5 protein-coding genes are annotated in these 22,563 nt (G+C 74.2%); 3 read left to right on the forward strand and 2 right to left on the reverse strand.

Going from position 1 to position 22,563, the window contains the following annotated elements:
• Nucleotides 1-2: 2 nt before the first annotated feature.
• From ACFC0B_RS06790 to ACFC0B_RS06800, 3 genes are read left to right on the forward strand one after another with little or no spacing between them, the layout of a single operon-like run.
• Nucleotides 3-17,414, forward strand: coding sequence for an SDR family NAD(P)-dependent oxidoreductase (locus ACFC0B_RS06790; RefSeq protein ID WP_376083230.1), 17,412 nt, complete (start codon nucleotides 3-5; stop codon nucleotides 17,412-17,414).
• Nucleotides 17,411-19,663, forward strand: coding sequence for a cytochrome P450 (locus tag ACFC0B_RS06795; protein ID WP_376083233.1), 2,253 nt, complete (start codon nucleotides 17,411-17,413; stop codon nucleotides 19,661-19,663). Before ACFC0B_RS06790 ends, ACFC0B_RS06795 begins: the two co-directional genes overlap by 4 nt.
• Complete coding sequence (locus ACFC0B_RS06800) at nucleotides 19,663-20,826, forward strand: macrolide family glycosyltransferase (RefSeq protein ID WP_376083235.1); 1,164 nt, start codon at nucleotides 19,663-19,665, stop codon at nucleotides 20,824-20,826. Before ACFC0B_RS06795 ends, ACFC0B_RS06800 begins: the two co-directional genes overlap by 1 nt.
• A 170-nt stretch (nucleotides 20,827-20,996) precedes the next feature.
• On the opposite strand, the gene ACFC0B_RS06805 is transcribed toward ACFC0B_RS06800, so the two are convergent.
• The gene (locus ACFC0B_RS06805; RefSeq protein WP_376083238.1) at nucleotides 20,997-21,752 is read right to left on the reverse strand and encodes a ferredoxin; all 756 of its coding nucleotides are present in this window, start codon (nucleotides 21,750-21,752) and stop codon (nucleotides 20,997-20,999) included.
• Nucleotides 21,749-22,561 carry an ABC transporter ATP-binding protein gene (locus ACFC0B_RS06810; RefSeq protein WP_376083240.1) on the reverse strand — a complete coding sequence of 271 codons (813 nt, stop codon included), beginning with the start codon at nucleotides 22,559-22,561 and terminating at the stop codon, nucleotides 21,749-21,751. The genes ACFC0B_RS06805 and ACFC0B_RS06810 overlap by 4 nt, the downstream gene beginning before the upstream one ends.
• Nucleotides 22,562-22,563: the final 2 nt, after the last annotated feature.

Here is a 22,563-nt window from a genome sequence, read left to right on the forward strand (position 1 = left end):
CGATGTCCGACGAAGAGAAGCTCCGCACTTACCTCAAGCGCGCCACGGCCGACCTAGGAGTGCTCGGTAAGCGCCTCGCCGATCTGGAGGAGGCCGCGCGCGAGCCGATTGCGATCATCGGCATGGGCTGCCGCTACCCGGGCGGAGTGGAGTCCCCGGACGGCCTGTGGCGGCTCGTCTCGGACGGTGCCGACGCGATCACCGCATTCCCGCCGGACCGCGGATGGGACGTCGTCCACGACCCCGACCCGGACCGGCCGGGCACGACCTACAGCCGATCGGGCGGCTTCCTCGCCGACGGCGCCGGCTTCGACGCCGGGTTCTTCGGGATCTCGCCGCGCGAGGCACTGGCGATGGACCCGCAGCAGCGGGTGCTGCTGGAAACCGCCTGGGAGACCTTCGAGTGCGCCGGCATCGACCCGACCACACTCGGCGGCAGCCGCACAGCCGTGTTCACCGGCGTGTGGTCCTCCGGCTACGGCAACCAGCCGCCGCCGGACCTCGAAGGCTTTCTCGCCACCGGAACAGCCACCAGCGCCACGTCCGGGCGGGTGTCGTACCAGCTGGGGCTGGAGGGTCCGGCGGTGTCGGTGGACACGGCGTGCTCGTCCTCGCTGGTGGCGATCCATCTGGCGGCGCAGGCCCTGCGGGCGGGGGAGTGCTCGCTGGCGCTGGCCGGTGGTGTGACGGTGATGGCGACGCCGGCGGGGTTCGTGGAGTTCTCCCGGCAGCGGGGGCTTGCCGCCGACGGCCGGGTGAAGGCGTTCGCCGAGGCGGCCGACGGCACCAGCTGGGCCGAGGGCGCCGGCCTGGTGCTGCTGGAACGCCTGTCCGACGCCCGCCGCAACGGCCACCGGGTGCTGGCGGTCGTCCGGGGCTCGGCGGTGAACCAGGACGGCGCGTCGAACGGGCTTGCGGCGCCGAACGGTCCGTCCCAGGAACGCGTCATCCGGCAGGCGTTGGCGAACGCCGGACTGTCGACGGCGGACGTGGACGCGGCGGAGGCCCACGGCACCGGGACCACCCTCGGCGATCCCATCGAGGCGCAGGCGCTGTTGGCGACCTACGGCCAGGGGCGGGACGAGCCGTTGTGGCTGGGGTCGGTGAAGTCCAACATCGGGCACACGCAGGCCGCCGCCGGCGTGGCGGGTGTGATCAAGATGGTCATGGCGATGCGGCACGGGCAACTGCCGCGGACCCTCCACGTGGACGCGCCGACCTCGCACGTCGACTGGTCGGCGGGCCGTGTCTCCCTGCTCACCGAGGCGCGGCCGTGGCCGGAGACGGGGCGTCCCCGCCGTGCCGGCGTGTCGGCGTTCGGCATCAGCGGCACCAACGCGCATGTGGTGATCGAGGCGGCTGCGGACGAGCCGGTCGGGGTTCCGGCAAGGTCCGCGGGCGGGGTGGTGCCGTGGGTGTTGTCGGGGAAGTCGGATGTGGCGTTGCGGGAGCAGGCGCGTCGGCTGGCGGCGTTCCTGGCCGGGCATCCGGGGGTCGGCGCGGTTGCGGTGGGTCGGGCGTTGGCGGGGCGGTCGCGTTTCGAGCACCGCGCGGTGCTGAGCGGTGCGGAGGCGTTGGAGGCCCTGGCGGAGGGCCGGTCGGCGCCGGGTCTGGTCACCGGGACCGTCCGTCCGCTGGGTCGGTCGGTGTTCGTGTTTCCGGGGCAGGGTGCGCAGTGGGTCGGTATGGGCGGGGAGTTGTACGCCTCGGAGCCGGTGTTCCGGGAGGCGGTCGATGCGTGTGACGCCGCGTTGGCGCCGTACACCGGCTGGTCGTTGGTGGAGGTGCTGGTCGGCGGTGGGTCGCTGGAGCGGGTGGATGTGGTGCAGCCCGCGCTGTTCGGGGTGATGGTGGCGCTGGCGGCGTTGTGGCGTGCCCATGGTGTGGAACCCGATGCGGTCGTCGGGCATTCGCAGGGCGAGATCGCGGCGGCGTACGTGGCCGGCGCGTTGTCCCTGGACGACGCCGCCAAGGTGGTGGCGTTACGGAGCAGGGCCCTGGTCGCTCTGGCGGACCGGGGTGGGATGGTGTCGGTCGGCCTCGGGCACGAGCGGGCCGCCGAGTTCGTGGCCCGCTGGGACGGCCGGCTGACCGTGGCGGTGGTCAACTCGGCGGACAGCGTGGTGGTGTCGGGTGACCTGGACGCGCTGGGCGACCTGCTGGCGGCCTGCGAGGCCGACGGCATCCGTGCCCGCCGCCTGCCCGTCGACTACGCCGCCCACTCCGTCCAGGTCGAGGCGATCCGCGAGCAGCTGCTCACCGACCTGGCCGGCATCGCACCGCGCCCGGCGACGATCCCGTTCTACTCCACGGTCACCGCGGAACCGGTCGACACCTCCGCCCTCGACGCCGGCTACTGGTACCGCAACCTCCGCGAACCCGTGCTGTTCGACCGGACCACCCGTGCGCTGCTCGACCACGGCCACACCGTCTTCGTCGAGGTCAGCCCGCACCCGGTCCTGGTCTCCGCCGTCGAGGAGACCGGTCACCACCACGGCTCCGACCTCCTCGCCACCGGCACGCTCCGGCGCGACCAGGACGACTTCCCCACCTCGCTCGGCCGCCTGCACGTCCACGGTGTCCCGGTCGACTGGCGGTTCCCGGACGACACCGAGCCCGTCAGCCTGCCGACGTACGCCTTCCAGCGCCGGCCGTACTGGCTGCGGCCCGTCCCGACGGCGTCGGGCGACCACCCCCTGCTCAGCACGTTCGTGGAACTGCCCGACGGCGCGGTGCTCAGCGGACGGATCTCGCTCGCCACCCACCCGTGGCTGGCCGACCACGCCGTGCGGGGCTCCGTCCTCCTGCCCGGCACCGCGTTCGCGGAAATGGCGGCCTACGCGGCCGGCCGGCTCGGCCGCGCGGTCGAGGAGCTGGTGCTCGAAACGCCGCTCGTCCTCGACGACACCCCGGTGCACCTCCAGGTCGTCGTGGGCCCCGAGGAGGACGGCCGCAACCCGCTCACGGTGTACTCGCGTGACGGCGACGCGTGGGTGCGGCACGCCACCGGGACCCTGGGCGGGGAGCCGGTGCTGAGCGCCTGGGACTGGCCGCCGGCCGGTGAGCCCCTCGACGTCGACGGGCTCTACGACGCGCTGTCCGTGCTCGGCTACGAGTACGGGCCGGCGTTCCAGGGCGTCACGTCGGCCCGGCGGGTCGGCGACACCGTCTACGCCGAGGTGGAGCTTCCCGCCGAGGAACCGTTCGCCCTGCACCCCGCGCTGCTCGACGCCGCACTGCACCCCATGGCGTTCCTCACCGACCGCACCGGCCTGCCGTTCGCGTTCACCGGAGTGGCGATCCGGCCCGCGGGCGGCCGGACGCTGCGCGTGCGCCTGTCCGCCACCGGGCCGGACACGTACACCGTGGCCGTGGCCGATCCGGACGGCACCCCGGTCGCGGTCATCACGTCGCTGACCGTCCGGGACGCCACCGCCGTCCCGGACAGCCTGTACGCACTCGACTGGGTCCCCGTCGAATCGGCACCGACGGGCGGCGACCCCGCCGACCTGGTCGTCCACGAGGTGCCCGGGCCGGAGCCCGAGGCGGACACCGTCGAGGCGGCGTACGAGAGCGCGCGGAGCGTACTCGCCGTGATCCGGGACCACTTGGCGGGCGAGCGGACGCGGCTGGCGGTCGTCACCCGCAACGCCGTCGCCGCCGCACCCGGTGACGTGGTCGGCCTCCACCACTCGATGGTCTGGGGCCTGGTCCGCGGCGCGCGGGCCGAGCACCCCGACCGGTTCGTCCTGGTCGACGCCGACCACACCTGGGACCCCGCGCTGATCGCCGGCACGGACGAGCCGGAACTGGCGGTCCGCCGAGGGGCGCTGCGCGTCCCCCGCCTGGTTCGCGTCGGCGCGGGCCTCACCCCGCCGGACGGGACCTGGCGGCTGGAGGACACGGGCACCGGCAGCATCGACGACCTGGCGCTGGTGCCCCGCCCGGAGCTCATGGAGCCGTTGGGGCCCGGGCGGGTCCGGATCGCCGTGCGGGCGGCCGGACTCAACTTCCGGGACGTGCTGATCGCCCTCGGCGTCTACCCCGGCGAGGCCCTGATGGGCGGCGAAGGCGCGGGCGTCGTCCTCGAAACCGGTCCGGACACCCGGTTCCGGCCCGGCGACCGCGTCATGGGCCTGGTCCCCGGCGCCTTCGGCCCGGTCACCGTCGCCGACCAGCGGCTGCTGGTCCGGATGCCCGACGACTGGTCGTTCGCCAGGGCCGCGTCCGTGCCCGTGGCGTTCCTGACCGCCTGGTACGGCCTGCGCGACCTGGGCGGGCTGAAGGCCGGTGACCGGGTCCTGATCCACGCCGGCACCGGCGGCGTCGGCATGGCGGCGATCCAACTGGCCCGGCGGCTCGGGGCGGAGGTGTTCGCCACCGCCGGCCCGGCCAAATGGCCCACCCTGCGCGCCCTGGGACTGGACGAGGACCACATCGCCTCGTCGCGCACCCTGGAGTTCGAGCAGAAGTTCCCGCCCATGGACGTGGTGCTGGACTCGCTGTCCGGCGAGTTCGTCGACGCCTCCCTGCGGCTGCTCGCGCCCGGCGGCCGGTTCGTCGAGATGGGCAAGACCGACATCCGCGACGCGGCCGACCACCCCGGCATCGTCTACCGGGCGTTCGACATCGCCGACGCGGGGCCGGAACGGCTCGGCGAGATCCTGGACGCCGTCGTACGGGCCTTCACGGACGGCGGGTTCGCACCGCTGCCGTTGGACGTACGCGAGGTCCGGGACGCCGTCGAGGTGTTCCGGTTCATGAGTCGGGCCGCTCACATCGGGAAGATCGTCCTGACTGTTCCGGTGGGTCTCGATGTGGCCGGTACGGTGCTGATCACCGGTGGTACGGGGACGCTGGGGGGTCGTGTGGCCCGGCATCTGGTGGCCGAGCGGGGTGTGCGGCATCTGGTGCTGGTCAGCCGCGGTGGTGGCGGGGCGGCGTTGCGCGAGGAGCTGGCGGGGCTGGGCGCGGAGGTGACCGTGGCCGCGTGCGACGTGGCGGACCGGGACGCGCTGGCGGCCGTCCTGGATTCGATCCCGGCCGCGCACCCGCTGACGGCGGTCGTGCACGCGGCCGGTGTGCTCGACGACGCCGTGGTGGAGTCCCTGACCCCCGAACGCCTCGCCGCGGTCTGGGAGCCCAAGGCGCGGGCGGCCTGGCACCTGCACGAACTCACCCGGGGACGGGACCTGACGGCGTTCGTCCTCTTCTCCTCGGCGGCCGGAACGCTCGGCAGCCCCGGACAGGCCAACTACGCCGCGGCCAACACCTTCCTCGACGCCCTCGCCGTGCACCGGCGCGCCCTCGGACTGCCGGCGACCTCGCTGGCCTGGGGCTACTGGGCCGAGCCGAGCGGCATGACCGGGCACCTGACCGGTGCCGACCAGGACCGGCTGACGCGAGCCGGGGTCGTGCCGCTGGCCACCGACCACGCCCTGTCGCTGTTCGACGCGGCCCTGGCCACGGACCGGGCCGCGCTGGTGCCGGTACGCCTCGACCTGTCCGTGATGGCGGGCGCCCCGACTGCCCCGGCGGCCCTCAAGGGCCTCGTCTCCCGCAAGGCGGCCCGGCGCCCGGCGCGGCACGGCGCGATCGCCGACCGCCTGCGGTCACTGCCGGAGGCCGAACGGCTGCGAGCAGCACTCGACCTGGTCACCGCCCACACCGCCGCCGTGCTCGGTCACCGCGAACCGGGGGCCGTAGGGGACCGGCAGCCGTTCAAGGACCTCGGCTTCGATTCCCTGACCTCCGTCGAACTGCGCAACCGGCTCAACACCGCCACCGGCCTGCGCCTGCCCGCCACCGTCACCTTCGACCACCCCACCCCGCGGCAACTCGCCGAGCACCTGCTGAGCGGGATCCTCGGCGGGGGTGTGGCGTCGGTGGTGCCGTTGGTGCCGGTGGGGCTTCCGGTGGCGGGTGATCCGGTGGTGATCGTGGGGATGGGGTGCCGGTTGCCGGGTGGGGTGGGGTCGCCGGAGGAGTTGTGGGGTGTGGTGGCGGGTGGGGTGGATGCGATCGGGGGGTTTCCGGGGGATCGCGGGTGGGATGTGGAGGGGTTGTTCCATCCGGATGCGGATCATCCCGGGACGTCGTACACGCGGTCGGGTGGTTTCCTCGACGACGCCGCCGGGTTCGATGCGGACTTCTTCGGGATCTCGCCGCGTGAGGCGTTGGCGATGGATCCGCAGCAGCGGGTGCTGCTGGAGACGGCGTGGGAGACGTTCGAGGACGCGGGGATCGATCCGACGTCGTTGCGGGGCAGCCGGACGGGCGTCTTCACCGGTATCTGGTCCTCCGGCTACGGCGGCCAGGCACCCGCCGACGCCGAGGGCTATCTCGGTACGGGCGCCGCGACGAGCGTGACCTCCGGCCGGATCGCCTACCTGCTGGGGCTGGAGGGCGCGGCGGTCTCGCTGGACACCGCCTGCTCGTCCTCGCTGGTGGCGATCCACCTGGCGGCACAGGCGCTCCGCTCGGGGGAGTGCTCGCTGGCGCTGGCCGGCGGGGTGACCGTGATGGCGACCCCGCTGGGGTTCACGGAGTTCTCGCGCCAGCGCGGCCTGGCTCCCGACGGCAGGGCGAAGGCGTTTGCCGAGGCGGCGGATGGTACGGCGTGGGGTGAGGGTGCGGGGCTGGTGCTGCTGGAGCGCCTGTCCGACGCCCGTCGCAATGGTCACAGGGTGCTGGCGGTGGTGCGGGGTTCGGCGGTGAACCAGGACGGCACCTCCAACGGCCTCGGGGCGCCGAACGGCCCGTCGCAGGAGCGGGTGATCCGGCAGGCGCTGGCGAACGCCGGACTGTCGACGGCGGACGTGGACGCGGTGGAGGCGCACGGTACGGGGACGACGCTCGGCGATCCCATCGAGGCGCAGGCGCTGTTGGCGACGTACGGCCGGGACCGGGTGGAGCCGTTGTGGCTGGGGTCGGTGAAGTCGAACATCGGGCACACCCAGGCGGCGGCCGGTGTGGCCGGTGTGATCAAGATGGTCATGGCGATGCGGCACGGGCAGTTGCCGCCGACGCTGCACGTCGACGCGCCGACCTCGCACGTCGACTGGGAGTCCGGAAACATCCGGCTGCTCACCGAGGCCCGGCCCTGGCCCGGCAACGGCCACCTGCGTCGCGCGGGCATCTCGGCGTTCGGCATCAGCGGTACGAACGCGCACGTGGTGATCGAGGCGGCCGACGAGGAGCCGGTCCGGGTCCCGGAGGGGTCCGCGGGCGGAGTCGTGCCGTGGGTGCTGTCGGGGAAGTCGGAGACGGCGTTGCGGGAGCAGGCGCGCAGGCTGGGCGCCTTCACCGCGGTGCGTCCCGAGGTGGGTGCGGCGGCGGTCGGGGGTGCCCTGGCGGCGCGCACGGTGTTCGAGCACCGGGCCGTGGTGCTGGGTGGTGCCGAGGCCCTGGACGCCCTGGCGGAGGGCCGGTCGGCGCCGGGTCTGGTGACCGGGACCGCCCGTCCGGCAGGTCGGCCGGTGTTCGTGTTCCCGGGGCAGGGGGCGCAGTGGGTCGGGATGGGAGGGGAGTTGTACCGCTCGGAGCCGGTGTTCCGGGAGGCGGTCGACGCGTGTGAAGCGGCGTTGGCGCCGTACACCGATTGGTCGTTGGTGGAGGTGCTGACGGGCGGTGGCTCGTTGGAGCGGGTGGATGTGGTGCAGCCCGCGCTGTTCGCGGTGATGGTGGCGCTGGCCGCGCTGTGGCGTGCCCACGGCGTGGAACCCGGTGCCGTCGTCGGGCACTCCCAGGGCGAGATCGCCGCCGCCTGTGTGACCGGCGCGTTGTCGTTGGACGACGCGGCCAAGGTGGTCGCGCTGCGCAGCAGGGCCCTGGTCGCCCTGGCGGACCGGGGCGGGATGGTGTCGGTCGGGCTCGGGCACGAGCGGGCCGTCGAGTTCGCGGCCCGCTGGGACGACCGGATCACCGTCGCGGTGGTCAACGCCCCCGGTTCGGTCGTCGTGTCGGGTGATCTGGACGCGCTGGACGAGCTGCTGGCGGCCTGCGAGGCCGACGGCATCCGCGCCCGCCGACTGCCTGTCAACTACGCCGCGCACTCCGCGCAGGTCGAGGCGATCCGCGAGCAACTGCTCACCGACCTCGCCGGGATCGAGCCGAGGAGCGCGGACGTCCCCTTCTGGTCCACCGTCACCGCGGAGCCCCTCGACACCTCCGCCCTCGACGCCGACTACTGGTACCGCAACCTCCGCGAACCCGTGCTGTTCGACCGGACCACCCGGTTGCTGCTCGCCTCGGGTGGCGACCCCGTCTTCGTCGAGATCAGCCCGCACCCGGTGCTCACGCCGGCGCTGGAGGAGCACGAGGCGGGTGTGGTGACCGGGACACTGCGCCGCGACCACGGCACCCCGGCCGAGTTCCTGGCCGCCGCGGCGCGGCTGTTCGTCGCGGGTGTGCCGGTGCGGTGGCCGTTCCCCGAAGGGCAGCCGGTGGCGCTGCCCACCTACCCCTTCCAGCGGACGCGGTTCTGGCTCGCCGCAGGCGCGGGAGACGTGTCCGCCGCCGGGCTCGAATCGGTGGACCACCCGCTGCTCGGCGCCGCTGTCGAGGTGGGCGAGCAGCGGGTCCTGACGGGTCGGCTCTCCCTGGCCACCCACCCCTGGCTCGCGGACCACTCCGTCCTGGGGACGGTGCTGCTGCCCGCGGCGGCCTTCGTGGAACTGGTGGTGCACGCGGCCGGGGCGGCAGTGGAGGAACTGGTCCTGGAGGCGCCGCTGGTGCTGCCCGCGGACGGTGCGGTGGACGTGCAGGTCGTCGTGGGCGAGCCGGACGGGACCGGCCGCCGCACGGTCGACGTCCGGTCCCGTACGGACGGTTGGGTGCGGCACGCCACCGGCACGGTGAGCGGGGAACCCGTGGTCGGGCAGGAGCTGACGCAGTGGCCGCCGGCCGGCGCGGAACCGGTCACCGGGCTCTACGACACGCTCGCCGCGGCGGGCTACGAGTACGGGCCGGCCTTCCAGGCCGTGCAGGCGGTGTGGCGCCGCGGCGATGAGGTGTTCGCCGAGGTCACCGTGCCGGACGCGGCCCGGTTCTCCGTCCATCCGGCCCTGCTGGACGCCGCCCTGCAACCGCTGGCGCTGCTGTCCGGCACGGAAGGCGACGTGCGGCTGCCGTTCTCGCTGGGCGGGATCGCGGTCCACCGCACCGGCGTGACCTCCGCGCGCGTGCGGCTGACGGTGGTGCGCCCCGGCACGTACGCCGTCCACCTGGCGGACCGGTCCGGCGAGCCCGTGGCGACCGTCGAGGCGCTGACCACCCGTCCGATGGCCGAGCGCGGCCCGCTGTACGCCCTCGACTGGATTCCGCTGACCCCCGGCGAAGGCGCGCTCGGCGACGCCGTCGTCTCGCCCGGCTCGGTCGCCGAGGCGCTGACGGCCGTCCAGGACTTCCTGGCCGGGCCCGGCGAACGGCTCGTGGTGCGCACCCGGGGCGCGGTCGCCGTCGTTCCCGGTGACGGGGTGAGCGACCCGGAAGCCTCGGCCGTCTGGGGCCTGGTCCGGTCCGCGCAGTCCGAGCACCCCGGCCGCTTCGTGCTCGTGGACGCCGACGAACTGCCCGACGGCCTGTCGGTCGGCGACGAGGACCAGGTGGCGGTGCGCCGGGGGGCCGTCTACGTGCCCCGGCTCGTGCGCTCCGCACCGGAGGCGTTCGACGGACGGCTGACGCAGACGGGCACGGGCAGCCTGGACGACCTCGCTTTCCTGCCGTACGAGCAGGCCCCGCCCGGGCCCCGGGAGGTGCGCGTCGCCGTGCGGGCGGCCGGCCTGAACCTCCGGGACGTGCTGATCGCCCTCGGCGTCTACCCGGACCCGGCGCTGCTCGGCAGCGAGGGCGCGGGCGTCGTCACCGAGGTCGGCGCCGAGGTCACCGGGCTGCGGCCGGGCGACCGGGTCGCCGGGCTGCTGCCCGGTGCGTTCGGCCGGGTGGCCGTCGCCGATCACAGGGCACTGGTGCGCATCCCCGACGCGTGGACGTTCACCCAGGCCGCCACCGTGCCGGTCGCGTTCCTGACCGCCTGGTACGGCCTGCGCGACCTGGGCGGGCTGAAGGCCGGCGACCGGGTGCTGATCCACGCCGGGGCCGGCGGCGTCGGCATGGCGGCGGTCCAGCTGGCGCGGCTCTGGGGCGCGGACGTCCACGCGACCGCCTCCCCGGGCAAGTGGGACGCGCTGCGCGCCCTGGGGCTGGACGAGGACCACATCGCCTCGTCCCGGACCCTGGAGTTCGCCGACCGGTTCGGACCCTTCGACGTGGTGCTGAACTCGCTGTCCGGTGAGTTCCTGGACGCCTCCCTGCGGCTGCTCGCGCCCGGCGGGCGGTTCGTGGAGATGGGCAAGGCCGACGTCCGGCCCGGCGTGCTGGCCTTCGACCTGGCCGACGCGGGACCGGAGCGGCTGGGGGAGATCCTGGCCGAGGCCGTCCGGCTGCTCGGCGCGGGCGAGCTGCGTCTGCCACCGGTCACCACCTGGGACGTCCGCCGCGCCCGGGACGCCTTCCGGTTCATGAGTCGGGCCGCTCACATCGGGAAGATCGTCCTGACTGTTCCGGTGGGTCTCGATGTGGCCGGTACGGTGCTGATCACCGGTGGTACGGGGACGCTGGGGGGCCATGTGGCCCGGCATCTGGTGGCCGAGCGGGGTGTGCGGCATCTGGTGCTGGTCAGCCGCGGTGGTGGCGGGGCGGCGTTGCGCGAGGAGCTGGCGGGGCTGGGCGCGGAGGTGACCGTGGCCGCCTGCGATGTGGCGGACCGGGACGCGCTGGCGGCCGTCCTGGACGCGATCCCGGCCGCGCACCCGCTCACCGCCGTCGTGCACGCGGCCGGTGTGCTCGACGACGCCGTGGTGGAGTCCCTGACCCCCGAACGCCTCGCCGCGGTCTGGGAGCCCAAGGCCCGGGCGGCCTGGCACCTGCACGAACTCACCCGGGGACGGGACCTGACGGCGTTCGTCCTCTTCTCCTCGGCGGCCGGAACGCTCGGCAGCCCCGGACAGGCCAACTACGCCGCGGCCAACGCCTACCTCGACGGCCTGGCCGCGTACCGGCGCGCCCAGGGCCTGCCGGGGGTGTCGCTGGCCTGGGGCCGGTGGGCCGAGGCCAGCGGGCTGACCGGGCGGATGTCCGAGGCCGATGGCGAACGCCTCGCCCGCGCGGGGCTGCTGCCGATGGCGACCGACTACGGACTCGGGCTGTTCGACGGGGGCCTGGACACCGCGGAACCGGCGGTGGTCGCGGCCCGACTCAAGGTGTCGGCACTGGGCGACCGGCCGGTGCTGCGCGCGCTGGCACACGCCCGCAAACCGGTGCGGACCACCGGACTGGCGGGCGAGCTGGGATCGCTCCCCGAGGCCCGGCAACGCGAGATCCTGCTCGACCTGGTCCGCACCCACGCCTCGGCCGTGCTGGGCCGCAGCGACGAGATCGCCGGCGACCGGGCCTTCAAGGACCTGGGCTTCGACTCGCTGACCGGCGTGGAACTGCGCAACCGGCTGTCCACGGCGGTCGGGACCCGGCTGCCGGCGACGATGATCTTCGACCACCCGACCCCGGTCCGGCTGGCCGAATACCTGCGTGAGGTGGTCCTCGGCAGGGAGCGCCGGACGGTCGTGCCCGTGCCGGTGGGGGTTGCGGTGTCGGGTGATCCGGTGGTGGTGGTGGGGCTTGGGGCCCGGTATCCGGGTGGGGTGGGGTCGGCGGAGGAGTTGTGGGCTCTGGTGGCGGGTGGGGGTGATGCGGTCGGGGAGTTCCCGTCGGACCGCGGGTGGGATGTGGGCCGTCTCTATGATCCGGCCGGTGGACCGGGGACGTCGTACACGCGGTGGGGCGGCTTTCTGGGGGACGCGGGTGGTTTCGATGCCGCGTTCTTCGGGATCTCGCCGCGTGAGGCCTTGGCGATGGATCCGCAGCAGCGGGTGCTGCTGGAGACGGTGTGGGAGACGTTCGAGGACGCGGGGATCGATCCGACGTCGTTGCGGGGCAGCCGGACGGGCGTGTTCACCGGCATCTGGGCATCCGGCTACGCGGGTGGCGTGGACCAGATCTCGCGCGATGCGGACGGCTATGTGGCCACCGGTACGGCGACGAGTGTGACCTCCGGGCGGGTGTCGTACCTGCTGGGGCTGGAGGGTCCGGCGGTGTCGGTGGACACGGCGTGCTCGTCGTCGCTGGTGGCGATCCATCTGGCGGCGCAGGCGCTGCGCTCGGGGGAGTGCTCGCTGGCGCTGGCCGGCGGGGTGACGGTGATGGCGACACCCGCCGCCTTCATCGACTTCTCCCGCCAGCGGGGGCTTGCGGCCGACGGGCGGGTGAAGGCGTTTGCCGAGGCCGCGGACGGTACGGCCTGGGGTGAGGGTGCGGGGCTGGTGCTGCTGGAGCGCCTCTCCGACGCCCGTCGCAACGGTCACCGGGTGCTGGCGGTGGTACGGGGTTCGGCGGTGAACCAGGACGGGGCGTCGAACGGGTTGACCGCGCCGAACGGTCCGTCGCAGGAGCGGGTGATCCGTCAGGCGCTGGCGAACGCCGGGTTGGAGCCGTCCGAGGTGGACGCGGTGGAGGCGCACGGCACCGGGACCACCCTCGGCGATCCCATCGAGGCGCAGGCGCTCCTGGCGACCTACGGCCGGGACCGGGTGGAGCCGTTGTGGCTGGGGTCGGTGAAGTCGAACATCGGGCACACGCAGGCCGCCGCCGGTGTGGCGGGTGTGATCAAGATGGTGATGGCGATGCGGCACGGTGAACTGCCGCCGACGCTGCATGTCGACGCGCCGACCTCGCACGTCGACTGGTCGGCGGGCCAGGTCTCCCTGCTCGCCGAGGCCCGGCCGTGGCCGGAGACGGGGCGTCCTCGCCGTGCCGGCGTGTCGGCGTTCGGCATCAGCGGCACGAACGCGCACGTGATCCTGGAGGCACCGGCCCCGGACCCGGCCGAGGAGACATCGTCCGAGTCCCTTGCCGCTTCCACGCCCGCGCCCCCCGCCGTCGTGCCGGTGCCGTGGCTGCTGTCGGCGAAGTCCGAGCAGGCGCTCCGGGCCCAGGCCCGCAGGCTGCAGGCGTACGCGGCCAAGGCCCCCGACGCGGACGGAATCGGCGCCGCGCTCGCCGCGCGGACCCGGTTCGCCCACCGGGCCGTGGTGACCGGACCGGAGGCACTGGCGGCCCTGGTGCGCGGGGAGGCGCATCCCGGGCTGGTGACCGGCGAGGCCCGCGACTCGGGCAGGTCGGCGTTCGTGTTCTCCGGTCAGGGTGGTCAGTGGGCGGGGATGGGGCGGGGCTTGTACCGCGAGTTCCCGGTGTTCGCGCGGGTGTTGGACGAGGTGTGCGGGTTGTTGGGGTTGCCGGTGGAGGTGCTGTTCGAGGACGCGGAGGGGGTGCTGGGGGAGACGGGGTTCACGCAGGGTGGCGTGTTCGCGTTGGAGGTGGCGTTGTTCCGGTTGGTGGAGTGGTTGGGGGTGCGGCCGGATTTCGTGGTGGGGCATTCGGTGGGTGAGGTGGCGGCGGCCCATGTGGCGGGGGTTCTGAGCCTGGAGGACGCGTGTGTGCTGGTGGGCGCGCGGGGCCGGCTGATGCAGGCGTTGCCCGGTGGTGGGGCGATGGTCTCGCTCCAGGCATCGGTGGAGGAGGTGGCGGGGTCGCTGGTGCCGGGTGTTGAGGTGGCGGCGGTCAACGCGCGGGACGCGGTGGTGGTGTCGGGGGACGAGGCCGCGGTGGTGGCGGTGGGTGAGGTGTGGCGCGGTCGGGGGCGTCGGGTGAAGCAGCTGGAGGTGAGCCACGCGTTCCATTCGGCGCGGATGGATCCGGTGTTGGAGGAGTTGGGCCGGGTGGCGGCGGGGCTGTCGTTCGGTGTGCCGGTGATTCCGGTGGTGTCCACGGTGGCGGGGCGTCCGGTGGAGGACATGGGGGAGTCCGGGTACTGGGTGCGGCAGGTGCGGGAGCCGGTGCGGTTCGCGGACGCGCTGGAGTGGCTGACGGGCCAGGGCGTGACAGGGTTCGTGGAGGTGGGTCCGCACCCGTTGCTGGTGGGGAACGGGCTGATGCGGCGCGGTAAGGATTCTCCGGAGCGGTTGTTCGCGGCGTTGGGGCGGCTGTGGGCGGACGGCGCCGTGCGCTGGATGCCACCCGCGACGGCAACGGCGGAGACGTCGGGCGGGCGCGTGCCGTCGTACGCCTTCCAGCACCAGCACTACTGGCTCCAGCCCACCACCCCGTCGGAGGGCCCCGACACGCCCGACCACCCGCTGCTGCGGTCGCTGGTGAAGCTCCCCGACGGGCAGGGCGTGGTGCTGACCGGGAAGCTCTCCGCGTCCGTCCACCCGTGGCTGGCCGAGCACACCGTGCTCGGTGCGACGCTGCTGCCCGCCATGGCGTTCGTGGACATGGCCGTCCACGCCGGCGAGCACACGGCCAGCCCCGTCCTGTCCGAACTGGTCCTGGAGGCGCCGCTCGTGCTGTCCGAGCGCGACGGTGTGCACGTGCAGGTCACCGTCGGCGCGCCCGACGACACCGGACGCCGGCCCGTCACCGTCCACTCCCGCACCTCCGCCGAGCCCGACGAGTGGACCCGCCACGCGACCGGCGTGCTCAGTCCGACGGCGGACCGGGCGGACCGGGCAGCAGAGGCCGACCGGACGGCCGTGCCCGGGGCGGACGACAGTGAGGCCGCGCCGATCGACATCGGCTCGCTCTACGACCGGCTCGCCGAAGCCGGCTACGACTACGGGCCGACCTTCCAGGGGCTCACCGGCCTCCGGTGGCACGGCGAGGACCTGCACGCCGAGGTGAGCTTCCCGGCGGACCCCGCGCAGCTCACCGGTTACCGCGTCCACCCCGCGCTCCTGGACGCCGCCGTACAGCCGCTGACCCTGCTCGCCGGCCTCGCGGCCGAGGACGACGGCGCCGGCGGCAGCCCGGCACGGCTGCCCTTCTCGTTCTCCGGTGTGTCGGTCACCGGGTCGGCCGCGACGGTCCGCGTGGTGCTGCACCCGACCGGGCCGGACACCTGCGCGGTGCGGATCACCGACACCGCCGGGATGCCGGTCGTGAGCATCGACGAGATCGTCCTGCGGCCCGTCGAAGCGGCCGGTCTCGGAGCCGGGCGCCGGCCGAACACCCTGTTCGCCGTTGACTGGACCCCGATGGCGGCACCGGACGGCCCGGACACCGAGACGGTCCTCCACGAGGTCGTCGGCGAGGTCGTCGGCGAGGGCGAACCGGTCGCGGCCGTTCACGCGGTGACCCGGGAACTGCTCGGCAGGGTCCGGGAGTTCCTGGCCACCGACACGCCGGCCCGGCTCGTGGTCCTCACCGGCGACGACCTGGCCTCGGCCGCCGCCCGCGGCTTCCTGCGCAGCGCGCACAGCGAGAACCCCGGGCGGATCCTGACCGTCCGGCACGACGGCACGGCCGCCTCACGACGGGCGATCCCCGCCGCGGTGCGCGCCGCCGTGAGCGACGGTGAGCCCGAGATCCGGTTGCGCGACGGAACCGCCCTCGTGCCGAGGCTGGTGAGGGCCGCCCCGACCGCCCCGACCGGCCCGACCGCCCTGGCCGGGCCCCTGGACGGCACCGTGCTGATCACCGGCGGCACCGGGACCCTCGGCGTCCTGGTCGCCCGGCACCTGGTCGCGCGGCACGGCGCCCGGCACGTGGTGCTCGCCGGCCGCCGCGGCGTCGAGCCGCCCGGGCTCCGGCAGGAGCTGGGCGCCGTCCTCACCGTGGTCGCCTGCGACGCCGGTGACCGAGGGGCGCTGAGGGACCTCGTCGCCTCGATCCCCGACCTGCGGGTCGTCGTGCACGCCGCCGGGGTCGTCGACGACGCCGTGGTGGGATCGATGACACCGGAGCAGATCGACACGGTGCTGCGCTCGAAGGCCGATGCCGCGTGGCACCTGCACGAGGCCACCGCGCACCTGGACCTGCGGGCGTTCGTGCTGTTCTCCTCGGCGTCCGGGGTGTTCGGCGCTCCCGGGCAGGCCAACTACGCCGCCGCGAACGCGTTCCTCGACGCGCTCGCCGAGCACCGGCACGCGCGCGGTCTGCCGGTCACCTCCCTGGCCTGGGGCCAGTGGGCCGAGTCCAGCGGCATCACCGGGAACCTGACTGCGGCCGGCCACCGCCGGCTGGCGAGGACCGGGATGCTGCCGCTGGCCACCGAGCAGGCCCTCGCCCTGTTCGACACCGCCCTGTTCGACACCGCCCTGGCCGGCGAACGTCCGGCGCTGGTGCCGGTCCGCCTCGACCTCGCGGCGATCGACACCCCGCCCGCGCTGCTGCGCGGACTCGCCCGGCCGCGGCGCGCGCCCGCCCCGGCGGCCGGCCCCGGCGACCTGCGGGCCGGGCTCGAAGCGCTGCCCGAGCCCGAGCAGCGCGCCCTGCTGTTCGACCTGGTCGTCACGCACAGCGCGAGCATCCTCGGGATGGCCCCCGGCGGGATCGACGACCCGCGTCAGCTGTTCCGCGACCACGGCGTCGACTCGCTGACCGCCATCGAGCTGCGCAACCGGCTCAACGCGGCCACCGGGCTCCGGCTCCCGGCGACCCTCGTCTTCGACTTCCCGACGCCCGAACAGCTCGTCAACCACCTCTACGGGCAGCTGTGCTCGCCGGAGAACCGGGTCGCCGGGCCGATGGAGCGCCTGCTGCGAAAGGCCGTCGACGTCGGCCGCGCGCAGGACGGCCTCGACCTGCTGGCCACGGCGTCCCGGCTGAGCCCGGCCACCGACGCGCCCAAGGCCGAGGCGGTCGCCCTCGCGGCCGGCTTCCTCCAGCCGTCGCTGGTCTGCCTGCCGTCCGCGCTGGCGTCCGGCGGCATCGAGGAGTACGGGCGGTTCGCCGCGGCGCTGGAGGCCGCCCGCGACGTCACGGCGGTCACCCTGCCGGGCTTCGCCGGCGACCCGCTGCCCGCGGACGCCGACGTCCTGGTCCAGGCACTCGCCGAGGCCGCGTCGGCCGTCGCCGCGCCGGTGCTGGTCGGCCGTTCGGTGGGCGCGTGGCTGGCGCTGGCGACCGCCGGGGAACTGGAACGGCGGGGGGCCCGGCCCAGCGCCGTGGTGCTCATCGACGGCTACCCCGAGGACCTGCCGGGTGTGCTCACCGGCATGCTCGACGCCGGCCACCAGGTCCAGCCGGTCGACGACGACCGGCTGGTGGCCATGGGCCGCTACCTCGATCTGGCCGGCGCCCCGGAGCCCGTCACCGCGCCGGTGCTGCTGGTGGGCACCGGGAAGCGCTCGTGGCCCCGGCTGTCGACCACCGCCCAGGAGGTGCTCACCGTCCCGGGCGACCACTTCACCGTACTGGAGGAGCACTCCGCGGCCACGGCGCTGGCCATCAGCACATGGCTCCTCGACTTCAGCGGATACGGGGCCGGGTTGTCCGCACTCAGGGGAAAGGACTCTGCATGATCTGGGACAACGTCTACATCGGCGGAACGGGGCGGTATCTGCCGCCCCGCACGCCCGCGACGCAGGCCGTGCCGGACACCGACACCATGCGGCGGCTGCTCGCGCTGTCGGACTTCGTGTCGTTCACCCGCTCCGACGACGTCACCGAGCACGCGATGGCCGTGCACGCGGCGATCGGAGCCCTGCGCGAGTCCGGCCTCAGCGGCGCCGACATCTCCATGGCCGCCTACGCCCAGATGGACCACCAGGACCACATGGCGTCCTCCTGCCACCTGCAGCGCGTCCTCGGCCTCGGCCACGCCCTCGTCTACGAGGTCGAGGCGACCAGCAACGGCGGCTCGGCCGCGCTGCAGTCCGCCGCCGCGCACCTGGTGGCCGACCCGGCCGCGACCGCGACCCTGGTCACGGCCACCGCCCGGTTCCTCCCGCCGCGGTGGGAACGCTGGCAGCCCACCATCGGGATCTTCCTGGCCGACGGCGCGGTCGCGGCCGTGCTCAACCGCGAGGGCGGCCGGGCGCGGCTGGTCGCGACCGCCAACAGCTCCGCGACCCAGATGGAGGTCCTCGCCACCCCGACGATCCCGGACCCCGAGGGCCACCGCAACCGTACGCCGATCGAGGTCACCGGCCTGGCCCCGTACCTGACGCTGATGAGCGGGGCACTGGTCACCGCGGTCGAGCAGGCCGCCAAGGAGGCCGGCGTCGGCGTCGCCGACATCACCAGGTTCGTCGTCACCGGTCTGGGCCTGGCCCAACTGGAGGTCGTCGTACTGGAGCCGCTCGGCATCGACCTGGGCCGCACCACCTGGCCGATGCTGCGCGAGCTCGGCCACGTCGGGCCGTGCGACCAACTGCTCGGCATCGACCACCTGCTGCACGACGAGACCCTCAAGCCCGGCGACACCATCATGTCGATCGGCCTCGGCATGGGCTCGCGGTTCACCGCGTCCCTGCTGGAGGTCACCGAGCAGCCCGAGCCCCGTACGGCCACCACCTTCACCGCGCCGGTGCGCGTGCAGGCCCCGCCGGCCGACGCGTACGTCATCGACCCCTCGGGCGGCGACATCTTCGGCGAGGCCGCCGCCCTGCGCGAGCGCGGACCGGCCACGCCCGTCGAACTGCCCGGTGGCGTGTCGGCCTGGGCCGTCACCGGGCACGACCTGACGAAGAAGCTGCTGCTCGACCCGAAGGTCTCCAAGGACGCGAACAAGCACTGGCCCATGTGGCGCGACGGCGACATCCCGCCGGACTGGCCGCTGATCATGTGGGTCGCGATGCAGAACATGTTCACCGCCTACGGGGACGACCACACCCGGCTGCGCAGCCTGGTGGCCAAGGCGTTCACCCCGCGCCGCATCGAGGCGACACGGCCGCGCGTCGAGGAGATCACGGCCGGCCTGATCGCCGACCTGGCCGCGGTGCCGCCGGGGCAGCCGGTCGACCTGCGCGCACGGTTCGCGTTCCCGCTGCCGATCCAGGTCATCACCGGACTGTTCGGGGTGACCCCGCAGACGGGCGAGGACCTGCGGCGGCTGGTGGACGCGGTGTTCAGCCTCGACGCGGACCCGGCGGGCGTGCAGGCCGCCTCCGGCGAGCTGTACATGCTGCTCAAGGAACTCGTGGCCGCCAAGCGGCGCGACCCCGGCGACGACATGACCAGCGACCTGATCGCCGCGCGGGAGGCGGACGGCACCCGGCTGTCCGAGCGGGAACTGCTGGACACCCTGCTGCTGACCATCTCCGCCGGCTTCGAGACGACGGTCAACCTGCTCGACCACGCCGTCCACGCGCTGGCCACGCACCCGGATCAGCTCGCCCTGGTCCGGTCCGGGACCAGCACGTGGGAGGACGTGGTGGACGAGACCCTGCGCTGGCAGGCGCCGGTGCCGAACCTGCCGCTGCGGTACGCCGTGGAGGACATCTCCGCGGACGGCGTGCAGATCCGCAAGGGCGAGGCGATCCTGCTGTCCTACGGCGCGGCCGGCCGCGACCCGGCGCAGCACGGGGCCGACGCGGAGGACTTCTCCGTCACCCGGCCGTCGCGGGCCGACCACCTCACCTTCGGGCACGGCGTGCACTACTGCCTCGGCACCCCCCTGGCGAAGCTGGAGGCGACGACGGCGCTGTCCGCGCTGTTCTCCCGGTTCCCCCGGCTGCGGCTGGCCGTCCCGTCGTCCGAACTCGAGCCGCTGGGTTCCTTCTTCACCAACGGGCACAAGACTCTTCCGGTCATCCTGGAGGAGAGCTGATGGCCCATTTCGCCTTCGTGAGCGCGCCCGCGTCCGGGCACGTGAACCCGACCCTGCCGCTGGTCGAGGAGCTGGTCCGGCGCGGCCACCGGGTCAGCTACGCCACGGGACCGGCCACCATGGACGCCGCCTCCGCCGCCGGGGCGTCGCCGGTGACCCTGCCCTCGCACCTGCCGCCCGACATGGCGGCGCGGGGCGGGTTCACGGCGGAACAGCTCGCCGTGACGATGGAGTACTACCTCGACGACGCGCGTGCCTCCTTCCCCGTCCTGGCCGAGCACTTCGCGGCCGACCCGCCGGACGCGGTGTGCTACGACTCGGTGACCTTCACCGGGAGGATGCTGGCGAACCTGCTCGGGGTGCCGGAGGTCTCCCTGGTGCCGACCTTCGCGGAGAACGAGTCCTTCTCGGCGGCGCAGGTGTACCTGCCGGCCGACTTCGACCACACCGACCCCCGGCTGGTGGCCGCGATCCAGGACATGGGGAAGTTCGCACAGGGCCACACCTTCCTCGACGACCCGAACCTGATGTTCGGCCACGTGGCCCCGACGAGCCTGGTGTTCATCCCCCGCGAGTTCCAGTTGTCGGGGGACACCTTCGACGAGCGCTTCCACTTCGTCGGGCCGTCGCTGAGCAGCCGGCAGACCGCCGGCGAGTGGAGACCCCGGTCGCAGGCCCCGGTGCTGCTGATCTCACTGGGAACCGTCTTCAACGACCGGCCCGAGTTCTACCGGACCTGCGTCGAGGCGTTCGGCGGCGGCGACTGGCAGGTCGTCATGGCGGTGGGCGGGCTGGACCGGCAGTCGCTGGGCCCGATCCCGGCGAACGTCGAGGTGCACGCGCACGTGCCGCAGGTGGCGGTGCTGCGGCATGCCGAGGTGTTCCTGAGCCACGCCGGGATGAACTCGGTGATGGAGTCCCTCTACCACGGGGTGCCCTTCGTGGCGGTGCCGCAGATCCCGGAACAGCGGGCGATCGCCCGGCGGGCGGAGGAGCTCCGGGTCGGCAGGACGCTCGCCGAGCCGACCGTGCAGGGCCTGCGCGACGCCGTCCAGGCCGTCCGGTCCTGCCGCCCCCGGGCGGCGGCCCTGAGCCGGATCGTGCGCGGGGCGGGCGGCGCGTCCAGGGGGGCGGACGTCCTGGAGAACCTGCTGACACGGTAGCGGCCGGACTCCACCGGGCCGTCCGCACCCGGTGGAGCCCGGTGGGGCCCGCAGATTCGCTTCCACGCCGCTGCGGCGTCCTCCTCGTCCGAGTGCGCGATCACCAGCACCCCGTCAGGGTCTCCGTCGGGCGGCGCCCCGGGCCCGACTCGCCGCCGGCGGACACCCGGTCACGGCCGGTCGTGGGGTTCCACGTCGCCCGCGTGCCCGTTCTTGCGGCGGGCGAGCCGGTTGGACTCCACCGGTCGTCCGCCGGCGAGGTGCTCGGTGACGATGCGGTCTGCGACCGCCGGGTCGACCTTCCCGTACCAGACGTCGTCCGGCTGCACGCTGACGACGGGGGCCTGGTTGCAGGGGAACTGGCACCCGGTCTGGGTGACGAGCACGTCGTCGTCGCCGAGGCCCTGCTCGGCCAGCATCCGTACCAGGGCGCGCAGTCCCTCCTCCGCGCCCTTGGCCGCGCAACGCGGGCCGCGGCACACCAGGACCTGGTGCCGGTGGCCGGGGACGTCCTCCCAGGCCGCGGATGTGAGGCCGGGTTCCCCGCCGGTGACGGCCTTCGTCGCCGCGGCCACGGCGGCTACCGCGTCCGGCGAGTCGGCCAGGCGGGTCGCGACGAGGAGTTCGGGGCGGTGGCCCGCGCGCTCGCGCCACCAGTACGCGGCGATCCGCCGCAGCCAGGAATGGGCCGGGCCGGAAGCCGCGAGGCGGACGCCGATCACGACCACGGTCTCGGCGCCCGCGTCGGCCAGCCTGGTCAGCTCGGCCGACAGCGAGGGGTCGGCCTGCTGCAGGAACGCGATCGAGGCCCGGTGCGAGGCCGCCGTCCGGAGGAGTTCGTCGCGGCGGACGGCTTCCGCGATCGACATGCCGACCAGGAGCACGGCGCTGCGGCGGGCGTGGGCTTCCAGGACCGGGGAGGTCATGGCGTCGTCCTTTCCTGGAGCAGTCCGTTCCACCGGATGTGCGGTCGGTCGTGCCGGGGGTGCCGTTCCACGGTGGCGTCGACGCCGTAGACGTGCGCGATCATGGGCGAGGTGAGCACCTCGGAGCCGGGCCCGTGGGCGACCAGTCGGCCGTCGAGCAGGACGGCGACCTCGTCGCAGTAGGCGGCGGCGAGTTCGAGGTCGTGCAGCGCCGCCACCGTGGTGATGCCCAGCCCGCGGACGGTGCCGAGGAAGCCGAGCTGGTGGCGCAGGTCGAGGTGGTTGGTGGGCTCGTCGAGCAGGAGCAGGCCCGGCTCCTGCACCAGCGCCCGCGCGAGCTGGACCCGTTGCCGCTCGCCGCCCGACAGTGTCGGCCAGGACCGGTCGAGCAGGTGGCCGACGTCGGCCGCGGCCACGGCGTCGGCGAACACGGACCGCTCGTGGGCGTCGGCGGCGGAGTTCGCCGGCACCGGCCAGCGGCTGCGGTGCGGAGTGCGTCCGAGCTCGATGACCTGGCGGACCGGCAGCGACAGCCGGGTGTCCGCCTGCTGCTCCATGAAGGCCACCTGTCGCGCCCGCCGGCGGGCCGTGAGCGCGTGGAGATCCTCCCCTCCCAGGAGGACCCGCCCGGCGCTCGGCCGGGTCAGCCCGGCGATCGCGCGCAGCAAGGTGGTCTTCCCGGCGCCGTTGGGCCCGAGCAGGCCCGTGATCCGGCCGGGGCTGAACGCGATCGAGACGTCATCGAGCAGCGTGGCTCCGCCGATGCGCACCCGGAGCCCCTCGGCGCGCAGCTCGACGGGGGGCGTCACCG

Origin of the sequence: Kitasatospora sp. NPDC056184, from assembly GCF_042268405.1 — a bacterium.
Classification (GTDB): Bacteria; Actinomycetota; Actinomycetes; order Streptomycetales; family Streptomycetaceae; genus Kitasatospora.